We start from the raw sequence: 12274 nt of genomic DNA on the forward strand, positions 1-12274 counted from the left end.
TTGTTGTTATTTCATGAGATTGCCACGCAGCCTATGGCTCGCAATGACGATTAGGTATCTACACAGATAAGCCATCTTGCAATGATGATTAAGGTACTTATCTCTTTTTCTTATTTTTGCTTTTGTTTTTATTTCTGTCAGTGGTTTTATTGAATCTACCTAAATTTTTAACAAATTTTTGTAGTCCGTTAAGTTCCGTTCCATATGTCCTAGTATATTCATGGACTCTTTCTATATCTTGTCTATGAGAATCATCTATTACTACTACTTCCTGCATAAAATTATTAGCATCAAACGTAATTTTTACTATCTTCTGCTTTTCAATTTTTGGATTGAGCCAAGCTCTTTGAGACATAACTCTTTCAACATAATACCAGGTATTTTGGGAATATTCCGGTACTATAGTAGGCGTACCTATTAACTCTACGACTTCTGTTTTATTTAGTTTTTTAGACTCTAATTTTACAAGTGCCGAATCATCTATAGATTGCCCTCTATTTTCGATAGTTTTGCAGCCGCTTAAGGAAAAAAAGGCTAATATACTAAAAATGTATGTTATAAAAATTTTCATAAGTTTAATTTTATCTAGATTTTATTACAAGATTATAATATACTGCTTCACTAATTTGACAAATACTTTTTAATTTATATTTAGAGAGGCTAATAATGGCAGTTCCAAAGAAAAAAACATCAAAATCAAGACGTAATATGAGACGTTCGCACTTAGCACTTGGCAAAGTTAACGTAATAGTTGATTCGCAAACCGGTGAATATAAGCTTCCGCATCACGTTTCTTTAGTCGACGGTACTTATAATAATCGTCTAGTAGTAACAAAGAAAATTAAAACTGAAGAAGAAGTAGCCTAAAAGATTTATGACCTGTAAAATTATTGGTTGCGGCGGGTATCTTCCTTCAAAAATAGTTAGTAATGACGAGCTTGCAAAATTCGTAGATACTAACGATGAATGGATTAGAACAAGAACAGGTATTACGCAGCGTCATATAGCAGGTGATACAGAATATACTTCCCATCTTGCTTTAAAATCAGCTGAAAAAGCTATAGCAGATGCAGGGATATCGGTAAATGATATTGATTTAATTATTATATGTACTACTACTCCCGATAATAGCTTCCCTTCGGTTGCCTCTAAGCTTCAAGGTTATCTTGGTTTAACTAATATACCGTCTTTTGATTTACAAGCAGTATGTGCCGGCTTTGTTTATGGTTTACAAGTAGCAAATTCTCTTATCTCATCAGATAAATATAAAACTATTTTGCTTATAGGAGCCGAGAAAATGACGTCGTTATTAGATTGGAATGATAGGACTACTTGCGTTTTATTTGGTGATGGGGCCGGTAGCGTAATATTACAGCGTAGTAGTGATGATTCCGGTTTAATAGATAGTAATATCTTCTCAAGCGGCGCTGATTATGATGAAATATTATACACAAACGGTGGTGTAAGTATGAACGGTATTAGTGGCAAAATAGTTATGCAGGGGCAAAAATTATTTCGTCATGCAATAGAAAAAATGCAACAATCTATAAAAGATTTACTGCATGCTAATCAATTCAGTGTAAGCGATATTGATTATTTTATACCTCATCAAGCAAATATCCGTATTATAAATAAACTCGCTGAACTATTAAATATAGAAGAGCATAAAGTAGTGAAAACCGTAGACAAACATGCTAACTGCTCTGCTGCTTCTATTCCGCTTGCTTTGAGTACTCTCAAAGCATCAGGCAAAATAAAAAAAGGTGATATTCTACTATTTTCAGCTATCGGTGCAGGCCTTACTTGGGGCAGTGCATTCATTAGATGGTGAATATACTCGTTTTATTAGACATCTTCGGAAACTCTACTACTAGAGGTAATTTGTACGTTGATCCTGTACTCGAATCCTCACGTACCTCTATGTACGCTGCGGTTCTGCGTGCCGTGTCTCCTTCAAATTCCTCTCTATAAGCGAGTTTCTGAAGATGTCTATTTGAAAAATTGGCAACACTACTTATTTGCTTATAATTCTCACATATTATATATACGCTGCGGTTATAAGCTTCAAAATCGATTCCTCTTTTCCCCATTAAACTGCATCTATCTATTATCCAAAGTATATACTTGTAAGTATATACTTGTATTAAATGATATTTTTACCACATTTATACATGAGTAATTGCATTTTATAATATTTTAGCCTTTAAACTAATAAAATAATGATATATACTAACTCACATAGCTTTTGGTTAGTTTAGTTTTATGACTAGCTAAAATGAATTCAATATTAATAAATTATAATCTCAAGGAGTTTAATTATGAAAACAAAAATTACATTAGCTTTTCTTGCATTATGTGTGCTTGCAGGGTGTAATACAACAAAAAGAGCACCGCAATTTGACGGTAATATGAACCAAAGTGAAGAAACTTCATTAATGAAAGATTTTGAGAAGCATGCAGGAAATGCAGTATGGTTTGCTTTTGATAGCTCTGCTTTATCACCAAAGGCTAAAGAAGAACTAGAGAGACAAGCTTGCTGGTTATCAAAGCATCCTGAAGTAAAAGTTACTGTTGAAGGACATTGCGATGAAAGAGGTACCAAAAACTATAACTTAGGTTTAGGTGAAAGAAGAGCAGCAGCAGCGAAAAAATTCTTAGCTCATAAAGGAATCGATCATAACAGATTAAATACAATCTCTTATGGTAAAGATAGACCTGCTATGATGGGTAATACTGAAGAAGCTTTTGCCTATAATCGTAGAGCTGTAACAGTTGTACACCACTAAAATTATTTACTAATTATAGTATCCTAAAAGGTCGAGTTTACTACTCGGCCTTTTTTTATTTATAACTTGATGTTATTATTGCGAAAGCGTTGATGCGTGGATACCAAACCGTCATTGCAAGCCATAGGCTGCGTGGCAATCTCATGAAATAACAACAAACTCCTGAGATTGCTTTGTCAATTACTTTGTAATTCTTCACAATGACGAAAACACTGAACCATATTGCCCTGTTTTTTAGGCGATACCTCAAAAATATAAAAATTTTACTAGACTTAACTGCATAATAATTATATAAATTTCAAATGAAAAGGGGCTGTAGCTCAGTTGGTTAGAGCACGCCGCTCATAACGGTGTGGTCGTAGGTTCAAGTCCTACCAGCCCCACCACACAAATTCTTATTTAAATCCGCATTAGCACTGAATTTATAATGATTAATCTAAAAACACTTTCTTGGTATCTTACTAAATTATATTCTAAGTGTTTCTTTATTATATTATTTCTTTTAATCGGGCTATTAATTATCTCAAATGTTTTTGATCTTTTACAAAAATTCAAAAATATTTATGTTCCTTTTAGTTTTTTTTGGAGACTTATCTTATATAAGATTCCTTATTTACTAGGTCAAGTATCTTCATTAATTAGTTTTACCGCTATGTTATTTTTTCTTAGAAATCTAACAAAAAATAATGAATTAACGGCTATGTTATCTAGCGGTATTCATATTTGGCAAGTGCTTGTTATTCCATGTATTGTAACTTTAATGTTAGGTATAGTTTTTACGACTATATTAAATCCTATCGGTACTATAGGCTTACAAAAATATGAGTTATTAGAAGCAAAACTAACTAAAAAAGCCTTGAGTGAGGGTATAATATCTAAATCAGGCTTATTATTTTTTGAATCTTTAAATGATGAAACTCAAATTATCCAAACACAATTTATTAATGTTGCCGAGAAAAAATTAAATAATATTACAATTTTATTTGTTGATCATAATAATTCTTTTTTAAAGAGAATTGATGCATTATACGGTATTATTGAAAATAAAATGTTACATTTAAATAGAGTTAAGGTTTTCACAAAAGAGGAAACTAAGGCTTACAATAATTTAACTATGCAGACAAATTTATCAATTAATAGTTTAGTAAATAAATTTATTCGTCCTGAAATGGTTTCTATTTGGGCTTTACCTAAATTAATTAATGAATTATTAAATTCAGGTTTACCGGCTATTAATTATCAAATTTATTATTACAAGCAATTATTTAAGCCTATAATGATGATGGCAACCGTAATTTTAGCAAGTTGTTTTATTAGTCTTAAACAGCGTGATAATTCCCAAGAAAAAATACTGCTATTAGGTTTATTTTCAGGTTTTATAGCATATTCGTTATCAGAAATATTATTAAAAATACTTACTTATAATAATTTGTCTTTAATTGCTGCTATTTTATTACCTAGTATGCTAATATTTTTTATTAGTAACTTTATTATGTTACATTATAAAGAAATTTAATATAGACGAAGTTTAATTTGAAAAATTGGCATTGTCGCTTCTCATTGTTGATCCTCACTTAGTATTCTACACTGCGGTCAAAAATTCCGAGGCTTCTCGCTCTTTTCCAAATTAAACTTCGTCTATATTAAATTCTTATTTACTATGGGACTGTTTATTTTGTTAACAGTTCTATAGAAGTGTTTTTAGAATTTAGAGAGAAAAAATAAAATGATAATGAAATTTTTGGAAGGGTTTTCTTCCGGTATGGCCATAGATCTTGGTACGGCAAATACTATTGTCTATCAAAAAAATTGTGGAATTGTTCTAAGGGAACCTTCTGTTATTGCGTTAATAAAAAAAGACGGTGCTTTTGTGCCTTATGCTTATGGTCATGAAGCAAAAATGATGCTTGGGCGTACTCCTACGGATATTGAAGCAAAAAGACCTTTAAAAGATGGTGTTATTGCCGATTTTAAGGGTGCAGAGGAAATGATAAAGTATTTTATTAGAATGGTACATAATCGTCGCTCTTTTTTTGGGCCGACAATTGTTATTTGTGTGCCTTCCGGTTCTACGCCGGTTGAGCGTCGTGCTATCCAAGAAGCAGCAGAAAGTGCAGGGGGTAGGGATGTCTATTTAATTGAAGAACCTATGGCGGCAGCGATCGGGGCAGGGCTACCCGTAACGGAAGCAACCGGTTCGATGATTGTTGATATTGGAGGAGGCACTACCGAAGTTGCAGTTTTGTCACTAGGGGGCATAGTATATGCAAGGTCGGTAAGAGTCGGCGGTGATAAGATGGATGCAGCTATTATCTCATATATAAGAAGGCACTATAACCTATTGATAGGTGAGGCTACTGCCGAAAAGATAAAGCAAGAAATAGGTACGGCTTATGTAGATGAAAATGCTGAGCCGAGAAAGATGGAAATTAAAGGACGTGATTTAATTTACGGTATTCCTAAAGAAATGATATTGAACGAAAGACAAATTGCTGATAGTCTAATTGAACCGGTAAGTCAAATTGTTGAAGCGGTAAAAGTAGCACTAGAAGCAACACCTCCTGAATTATCTTCAGATATAGTTGATAAGGGAATTGTTTTAACAGGCGGCGGCTCATTATTACGAAATCTTGATTTTGTTCTTAGTGAAGCCACTAAATTGCCAGTAATAGTTGCAGATGATGCCCTCTCTTGTGTGGCACTTGGAACAGGAAAAGTACTTGAAGATTTTACAAAGCTAAAACATGTACTATTTAAACAGGATTAACAGGATTAAAAATGGCAATACTTGCAAATAGAGTAAAAAATTCTTCAAATTCATTAGAATTAATAAGAATAATATCAAATACTCTTAAGCGTTTTTTTGTTATATTTGGGCTTGGATTGTCTGTATATTTATTTTTTGCTACACCTAAAAAAATATCTAGTATATCACTTGAAGTAACCGGTAGTATAGTATCAATCGGTTTAGCAGTGTATGAAGATATATTTGAATATATAAATTCAATAACACAAAAATTTGTTTATTTTCAAGATTTAGAACGAAAAAATATAGAACTTAAACTTGAGATAGCAAGATTACAACATTTACAAAGTGAAGTAGAATTGGTAAGAGCCGAAAACATTGCATTAAAAGATTTGTTAACGATTGCTGAGGAAGAAGAATTTGAATATATTACTACTAAATTACTGAGTGTTTCCTTTAATCCCTTTTCTAGAACTGCTTTGATTTCTGCAGGTAAAAAGCAAGGCATTGAACCTGATCAAATCGTTGTTAATACAGGAAAATTAGTAGGAAAAGTAATAGAAGTGAGTAATAATTATGCGAAAGTAATGTTAATTAGCGATGTTAATTCTAGAATACCTATTAAAGCTAATTCTTCAAGAGAACAAGGTATTTTAGCAGGTAATAATAATAATAGTAAAATTTTATACTTGCCTAACAATCATTTAGTACAGAAAGATGAGGAGATAGTAACCTCTGGACACGGTAATATTTATCCTGCAGGTATTTTAGTAGGCTATGTGTCTAAAGTGACAGAACATGATGTTATGGTAAACGTAGCAGCTGATCTATCTAAAACGGAATTTGTACAAGTATTATTGCCTAAGGAGTAATTTCTGTTTTTTTGTACTCTATGTCATTACCGCGTAGGCATTGTTGTATGGATCGGTACAATCCCCTGTGTGTCACCCCGTGGCTTGACCACGGGGGGCCAAACAACAATAAAAAATACTAGCAACAAAGCTTTCCCGTGTAGGTGGGGATTCAGCAAAATAACTTCAACATTGCTACAGAAGTTATATATTTGATAAAATAACCATATAAAAACTTGTTTTTATATGGTTTTACTAGATTTTTGCCTACGCGGGAATGACATTGAGTAGGCTTTTCGATCCATGTAACAAGGCTGGTAATACTCGACACACTTTGTATATATCTATCCTTTATTTATTCAGAGGTTATTAATATGGCACTTGCTACTAAAGTAAAAGAATTTTTAGAAGAAAAATTAAAACAAGAAAAGATAGATCGTAAATATCTTGCCGAAGTCACTAATATCCCTTATACTACTGTTAGCAGAATTATGAGAGCGGAAGCTAATCGTGAATTCAACCCTGAAATAGATACTATTTTAAAAATAGCAAAATATTTTAATTGTACTATGGATGAGGTAATAAAAAGAAAAGTACGGAATAATTCATAAAGCTTGATACAAGTGAATTTTGCATGACTCGCCTGTACTCACTCACGTAGTTTACCTACTGCTTTCGCAGGCTTGCATTTAAATTCATCTTGTCTAAATCTTTCTGAAATATGCTGTACCTACGAAATAAAACATAAAATATGACAACAAAAAATAAAAGAGTTCTTCAGAAATGCGCTTATAGAGAGGAATTTAAAGGAGACATGGAACGTAGCACCGCAGCGACGTCTAAATTACCTCTAGAAGTAGAACTTTCGAGGAACTCTAAAGGACTGATTATAATTTTATCTTCCCCTTCAGGTACAGGTAAGTCGAGTTTAGCTAAAGCATTATTGAAAATAGATAATAATTTGCGTTTATCTATTTCGGCAACTACAAGAAAACCACGTTTAGGAGAAGTAGAGGGCATAAACTATTACTTTAAGACTGGTCTAGAGTTTGAAGAATTAGTTAAGCAGAATAAATTCCTTGAATATGCTAAAATATACGATAATTATTACGGTACGCCTAAAGAATATGTCGAAATGTTATTAAATCAAGGCTTGGATGTTTTGTTTGATATTGATTGGCAAGGAGCACGGAGTATTAAGAAAAATGCTACTAATGTTGTTGCTATATTTGTATTGCCTCCTAATATTGAAGTATTGGAACAACGCTTAAGAAATAGAGCGACCGATAATGAAGAAGCAATAAAATTACGTATGCAGTCGGCACAAAACGAAATATCACATGCTAATGAGTATGATTATGTAGTTACTAACGATGACTTTGACCGGACGCTTAAAAAAATACATGCGATTATAGTTGCAGCACGAGACAAAGCGTTTTGACTTTGTCGTTTTTTCTTTCTATACTGAGAATTAGACGTTATGTTTCTAATTTTCATAGTACTAATTTAAATGCTTAGAAAACAATTCCTTTCATCAATAATAAAACATTTTAAAACTCATAAAGTTTGTGCCTTGTTAGGACCAAGACAGTGCGGAAAAACTACACTTTCTAAACAATTCGTAGAGGCTTATAATATTCCTAAAATCAATATTTTTGATCTTGAAAATCCTTTAGATTTAGCAAGATTAAATGAACCGATGCTTGCTTTGTCTGATCTAAAAGGATTTGTTATTATTGATGAAATTCAGTATAAACCGAATCTATTCCCTATTTTAAGAGTTCTTGTTGATACAACTGATATTAAGTTTTTAGTACTAGGCAGTGCATCAAGAGACTTAATTAAACAAGGTTCTGAAACACTAGCAGGTAGAATAGGTTATATTGAAATGACACCGTTTACCTTATCTGAAGTGTCAGGTACTCAGCAATTATGGATACGCGGCGGATTTCCTTTATCATATCTTGCAGATGATGAAGAGTTAAGTGCTTTATGGCGTCAGAATTACATTAAAACATTTTTAGAAAGAGATATACCAAATTTAGGTTTTACAATTCCGTCTATGCAGTTACGTAGGTTTTGGTTAATGCTTTGCCATTATCACGCTAATATATTGAATGCTTCAGAACTTGGAAATTCTTTATCTATCTCATATCATACCGCAAAGCATTATTTAGATATTTTAGAGGGAACTTTTATGATCCGTATTTTGCAGCCTTGGTATGAAAACCTTAAAAAAAGACAAGTTAAGACTCCAAAAATCTTTTTTAGAGATAGTGGAATATATCACGCTTTATTAGGCTTAAATAATTATGAAGCTTTAAGCACTCATCCTAAAATAGGTGCATCATGGGAAGGATTTGCCTTAGAACAAATTGTTAGATATTATAAAGCCGAACCCGAAGAATGTTATTTTTGGTCATCTCATAATGGAGCGGAAATAGATCTTTTAATTTTTAAAAATGGAAAACGTTTGGGGTTTGAAATTAAATATACAAATACACCGAGCATTACAAAATCAATGCAAATATCTTTAGAAGATTTAAAACTTGATCAAATTAATGTAATATTTCCAGGTGAGATTAGCTTTAAATTGTCAGAAAAAATACAGGCAATAGGTCTTTCGAGCTTAATTCAAAATGATACAAAAGCTGCAACTATATAGTTACAGCTTTTAGAATGTTATATTATTTCACATACGCCTTTAGAAGCTTTACCGGCAAGTTTGATATCTTTGGAAGCATTATCCACACAATTACCTAAATCTTGATTATATTGGTGGACTTGACTACTCGCTTGCATAGCTTCTTTAAATATTGCGTTATGTTTTTGCTGTTGTTCTTCAAATTGTACTTTTGCAGCTTCTAAAGCTGCTTTTCTTTGTTCAGGAGTTAAATTTTTAAATTTAGACATAATAATTACTAATTTAGTTAAATTCCTCTCGTTTTATTATTTGTAACTTTAATATTAGGAGTACGAGCAGGAGATAAACTCCCAGTATTAGTATCTTTTACTTGTGTTTGTGCTCTGATTTTATTAGCTAAAGATTTAGTTTTATCCACGTTAATTTTATTTAGTACTTTATTATGATGCTCTATATCTTTTACAACGCCGTCTGTCTTAATTGCTTTATGCTGATGTTTTAGAACTAAATATTTTTCATATGCATCTAAATATTTTTCTGGTTCTTTTTTATAACGCTCTTTAATATCACTTCCTAATTTCTTTATTTTATCTTTATTTATGTTGTGTTCTTTTTCATGTTTAATAATTTCTTGATCTAATATTTTTTTACTATTTTCAATCTTCTCTACATGTGCCTTACGTATTTTTAACATTTCTTGGTGAAATTCTAATTCTCCTTTTAATGCTTTAACTTTTTTTGGTGCTAAGCCTTTTTCTTGTAATTGTTGTGATAAATTCGTTATTGTTTTATTTAATTCATTTAATTCTGTATGTGCTTGTTTGTGTTCTTCAGTTATTTTTTTATGGTTTTTATGTAATACTTTATACGCTTGATTTAGTTTAAATATTTCTTCATGAGTTAATATTTCACGATTTAACTCTTCATGATCAATAATGTTTTCCTTTTCTAGTTTATTTATTATCTTATCTAAACGCTTATTACTTTCTTCAATTCTTTTAGTATCTTTAGTAATATTTTTTATAAATTCATTATACAAATTATTAAGTGCAGCAATTCTTTGTGCGATTTCTTTTTCTTCTTCGGCAAGTTTTATTACTCTTTGTGATTTTAGAAATTCTTCTTGAACCCTAGCTTTCTCAATAGATTGTTCTACTTCATAGTTCTTGAGCTTAGTTTCAGCAGTTTCTTTTAGATTGGATATGTCAAAATTCAAGCCATATGAAGCTGCTTCGCTTTGTAAACTACTCAATTCTCCTAGAATTATTTCTATTTGAGAGCGAGAATAAGAATTGTTAAGATGCTCTTTTAAATTATCGAATTTATATTTTAATGTAGCTGTTATATCAGACATGCTCATCATCTTTAATATTAACGCCAAGAAACGTTAACAAAAGTTAATAATTAAGTCAAGAAAATTTTAATAAAAATTAATCTTGTATTTCTAGCCATTGATTTAATAACTCGTCTAGTTTCTTTTTATCATTAATTAATTGGCTAGTAATGCGGTTATATTTTTGAGGATTATCTAAATATAGATTAACGTCTTCAAGTTCTTTTTCTAAGTGTTTGATGGATATTTCTAGCTTTTCAATATAGTTGGGCAATGTTTCAAGCAAACGCTGATATTTATAAGATAGCTTTTTATTTAGAGGTTCTTTTTGAGCAGTTAGTGGTAGTGGTTTTGAAGCTTTTTTGGCTATAGGAGAGGTAGTAAAATACTGCTTATAATCTTCATAACCTCCTGTTGAATCATGAATTTTACCTTGAGCGAAAACTAAAGTTCTAGTAACTAACCTATCTAAAAAGTCACGATCATGGCTCACGACTATTAAAGTACCTGAATAATCTGTAAGTATATCTAGTAAAATTTCCAGACTATCCATATCGAGGTCATTAGTCGGTTCATCTAAAATTAACAGATTGCCAGGGTTAATTAGAATTTTTGCAAGTAATAATCTATTAGCTTCACCGCCTGATAAAATAGCGGTTTTTGCATTAAGTAGTTTAGGATTAAACATGAATTGTTTTAAATAACCGGCAACATGCATGGTTTTACCGTGTGGCAAAAATACTTGATCACCGCCTGTAGGACATAAAGTTTGTTGTAATGTATGATTAGGCTCTAGTTTTTCTCTATGTTGATCAAAATATGAAATATCTAAATTACCGCCATATATAATTTTGCCGCTTTCAGGGGTAAGCTGTTTTGTTAGTAGTTTGATAAAGGTAGATTTGCCTGAGCCATTTGCACCGATTATACCAATTTTCTCGCCGTTTTTTACACGAAAGCTAAAATTATCAATAATTTTAGTATTTTTATAACTAAAAGTAATATTATCTGCTTCAATAATGAATTTACTTTTAGCTATATTTTCGGCAAGCTCTGCCCTAACTCTTTGTGTTGAACTAGCTAGTTTTGCAGTCTGTTCTTGTGTTATTGCTCTTAAAGCTTTCAAATCCGCAAGTCTCTTTTGATTTCGTTTACGTCTAGCAGTAACACCGGCATTTAACCATTCATTTTCTTGAGATAATTTTTTATTTAATTTCCGAAGAGCGGCTTCTTCTTGGTCTATGATAATTGTTTGCCATTCATCAAAAAATTTAAATCCTTTATCGGATTTACGTAAAATTCCTCTATCAAGCCACCAAATTTTATTAGTAACATTTGAGAGGAATGTTCTATCATGACTAACGCAAATAATAGCACCGTTATAAGATTTAACAAATTCTTCTAACCATTCGATTGTTGCAATATCTAGATGGTTAGTCGGTTCATCAAGTAGTAACATTTCCGGCTCTAATATTAAAGTTTTAGCAAGGCTTGCTCTTCTCAGTTGACCGCCTGAATAGGTGGATAAATTATCTGTTCCGTTGATTTGTAATTTTTCTAGAATTATATCGATTTGGTATTTATCTATTTCTTTTGTACTATCTGTTTGTTGTAAGACAAAATCATAAACAGTTAGATGAGTTTTTATAGAAATATCTTGTCTTAAATAACCGGTTGTAACTAAAGGATCTTGAAATAATGCACCGTTATCTAACTCATAATCACCTGATATGACTTTCATTAAGCTTGATTTCCCGCAGCCGTTACGTCCTATAAGACAAATCTTATCGCCTGTGTACAAATAAAGTTCTAAATCAGATAAAATTACTTTATCCGCAAAACTTAAGTTACCGTCTTTAATGTAATAAATTGGGGTCATAGTTGATTATTGGCTAGTTTTTATGTCATTCCTGC

General features: G+C 31.7%; 14 protein-coding genes and 1 tRNA gene. 10 read left to right on the forward strand and 5 right to left on the reverse strand.

What is annotated here, in order from left to right; all coding sequences use genetic code 11:
• Positions 1-97 precede the first annotated feature (97 nt).
• Positions 98-571 carry an outer membrane protein assembly factor BamE gene (locus RPR_RS03060; protein ID WP_012736642.1) on the reverse strand — a complete coding sequence of 158 codons (474 nt, stop codon included), beginning with the start codon at positions 569-571 and terminating at the stop codon, positions 98-100.
• A 95-nt stretch (positions 572-666) separates the two neighbouring features.
• Here RPR_RS03060 and rpmF point away from each other — a divergent pair, with 95 nt between their 5' ends.
• Positions 667-867 (forward strand): 50S ribosomal protein L32, encoded by a 201-nt coding sequence (rpmF, locus tag RPR_RS03065; RefSeq protein WP_004997395.1) that lies wholly within the window; start codon positions 667-669, stop codon positions 865-867.
• Positions 868-874: 7 nt separating this feature from the next.
• On the forward strand, positions 875-1831 hold the full coding sequence (locus RPR_RS03070) for a beta-ketoacyl-ACP synthase III (RefSeq protein ID WP_012736643.1): 957 nt from the start codon (positions 875-877) through the stop codon (positions 1829-1831).
• On the opposite strand, the gene RPR_RS03075 is transcribed toward RPR_RS03070, so the two are convergent.
• Positions 1821-2090: a palindromic element RPE1 domain-containing protein gene (locus RPR_RS03075; protein ID WP_085065646.1), complete on the reverse strand. Its 270-nt coding sequence runs from the start codon at positions 2088-2090 to the stop codon at positions 1821-1823. The two genes, RPR_RS03070 and RPR_RS03075, sit on opposite strands and share 11 nt — an antisense overlap.
• A gap of 228 nt (positions 2091-2318) precedes the next feature.
• On the opposite strand from RPR_RS03075, the gene pal reads away from it, so the two are divergent.
• The 8 genes from pal (at position 2319) to RPR_RS03115 (ending at position 9048) form a co-directional block, all read left to right on the forward strand.
• Positions 2319-2786 carry a peptidoglycan-associated lipoprotein Pal gene (gene pal, locus RPR_RS03080; RefSeq protein ID WP_012736644.1) on the forward strand — a complete coding sequence of 156 codons (468 nt, stop codon included), beginning with the start codon at positions 2319-2321 and terminating at the stop codon, positions 2784-2786.
• 309 nt (positions 2787-3095) lie between these two features.
• Positions 3096-3172, forward strand: a tRNA-Ile gene (locus tag RPR_RS03085).
• A 41-nt stretch (positions 3173-3213) separates the two neighbouring features.
• Positions 3214-4302, forward strand: a complete 1089-nt coding sequence (locus RPR_RS03090) for an LptF/LptG family permease (RefSeq protein ID WP_010977765.1) — start codon at positions 3214-3216, stop codon at positions 4300-4302.
• Between the two features lie 210 nt (positions 4303-4512).
• Positions 4513-5553, forward strand: coding sequence for a rod shape-determining protein (locus RPR_RS03095; RefSeq protein ID WP_012736645.1), 1041 nt, complete (start codon positions 4513-4515; stop codon positions 5551-5553).
• 11 nt (positions 5554-5564) lie between these two features.
• On the forward strand, positions 5565-6404 hold the full coding sequence (mreC, locus tag RPR_RS03100; RefSeq protein ID WP_012736646.1) for a rod shape-determining protein MreC: 840 nt from the start codon (positions 5565-5567) through the stop codon (positions 6402-6404).
• A gap of 353 nt (positions 6405-6757) precedes the next feature.
• Positions 6758-6994 carry a helix-turn-helix domain-containing protein gene (locus tag RPR_RS03105; protein WP_012736647.1) on the forward strand — a complete coding sequence of 79 codons (237 nt, stop codon included), beginning with the start codon at positions 6758-6760 and terminating at the stop codon, positions 6992-6994.
• A 140-nt stretch (positions 6995-7134) separates the two neighbouring features.
• Complete coding sequence (gene gmk, locus RPR_RS03110) at positions 7135-7824, forward strand: guanylate kinase (RefSeq protein WP_012736648.1); 690 nt, start codon at positions 7135-7137, stop codon at positions 7822-7824.
• A gap of 69 nt (positions 7825-7893) precedes the next feature.
• Positions 7894-9048: an ATP-binding protein gene (locus RPR_RS03115; RefSeq protein WP_012736649.1), complete on the forward strand. Its 1155-nt coding sequence runs from the start codon at positions 7894-7896 to the stop codon at positions 9046-9048.
• 17 nt (positions 9049-9065) lie between these two features.
• Here RPR_RS03115 and RPR_RS03120 read toward each other — a convergent pair whose 3' ends face one another.
• The 3 genes from RPR_RS03120 to RPR_RS03130 all read right to left on the reverse strand — a co-directional run bounded on the left by RPR_RS03120 (position 9066) and on the right by RPR_RS03130 (position 12239).
• A complete protein-coding gene (locus tag RPR_RS03120; protein WP_085065647.1) occupies positions 9066-9296 on the reverse strand; it encodes a hypothetical protein in 231 nt (76 codons plus the stop codon).
• Positions 9297-9313: 17 nt separating this feature from the next.
• Entirely contained in the window at positions 9314-10381 is a 1068-nt protein-coding gene (locus tag RPR_RS03125; protein ID WP_012736650.1) for a hypothetical protein, read from the reverse strand.
• Positions 10382-10457: 76 nt separating this feature from the next.
• Complete coding sequence (locus tag RPR_RS03130) at positions 10458-12239, reverse strand: ABC-F family ATP-binding cassette domain-containing protein (RefSeq protein ID WP_012736651.1); 1782 nt, start codon at positions 12237-12239, stop codon at positions 10458-10460.
• Positions 12240-12274 lie beyond the last annotated feature (35 nt).

The sequence above is a fragment of the Rickettsia peacockii str. Rustic genome, from assembly GCF_000021525.1.
Classification (GTDB): domain Bacteria; phylum Pseudomonadota; class Alphaproteobacteria; order Rickettsiales; family Rickettsiaceae; genus Rickettsia; species Rickettsia rickettsii.

Excerpts from the sequence above, each read along its gene's own strand:
- RPR_RS03060 (WP_012736642.1), bottom strand. The coding sequence starts at position 571 with ATGAAAATTTTTATAACATACATTTTTAGTATATTAGCCTTTTTTTCC.
- rpmF (WP_004997395.1), top strand. The coding sequence starts at position 667 with ATGGCAGTTCCAAAGAAAAAAACATCAAAATCAAGACGTAATATGAGA.
- RPR_RS03070 (WP_012736643.1), top strand. The coding sequence starts at position 875 with ATGACCTGTAAAATTATTGGTTGCGGCGGGTATCTTCCTTCAAAAATA.
- RPR_RS03075 (WP_085065646.1), bottom strand. The coding sequence starts at position 2,090 with ATGGGGAAAAGAGGAATCGATTTTGAAGCTTATAACCGCAGCGTATAT.
- pal (WP_012736644.1), top strand. The coding sequence starts at position 2,319 with ATGAAAACAAAAATTACATTAGCTTTTCTTGCATTATGTGTGCTTGCA.
- RPR_RS03090 (WP_010977765.1), top strand. The coding sequence starts at position 3,214 with ATGATTAATCTAAAAACACTTTCTTGGTATCTTACTAAATTATATTCT.
- RPR_RS03095 (WP_012736645.1), top strand. The coding sequence starts at position 4,513 with ATGATAATGAAATTTTTGGAAGGGTTTTCTTCCGGTATGGCCATAGAT.
- mreC (WP_012736646.1), top strand. The coding sequence starts at position 5,565 with ATGGCAATACTTGCAAATAGAGTAAAAAATTCTTCAAATTCATTAGAA.
- RPR_RS03105 (WP_012736647.1), top strand. The coding sequence starts at position 6,758 with ATGGCACTTGCTACTAAAGTAAAAGAATTTTTAGAAGAAAAATTAAAA.
- gmk (WP_012736648.1), top strand. The coding sequence starts at position 7,135 with ATGACAACAAAAAATAAAAGAGTTCTTCAGAAATGCGCTTATAGAGAG.
- RPR_RS03115 (WP_012736649.1), top strand. The coding sequence starts at position 7,894 with ATGCTTAGAAAACAATTCCTTTCATCAATAATAAAACATTTTAAAACT.
- RPR_RS03120 (WP_085065647.1), bottom strand. The coding sequence starts at position 9,296 with ATGTCTAAATTTAAAAATTTAACTCCTGAACAAAGAAAAGCAGCTTTA.
- RPR_RS03125 (WP_012736650.1), bottom strand. The coding sequence starts at position 10,381 with ATGTCTGATATAACAGCTACATTAAAATATAAATTCGATAATTTAAAA.
- RPR_RS03130 (WP_012736651.1), bottom strand. The coding sequence starts at position 12,239 with ATGACCCCAATTTATTACATTAAAGACGGTAACTTAAGTTTTGCGGAT.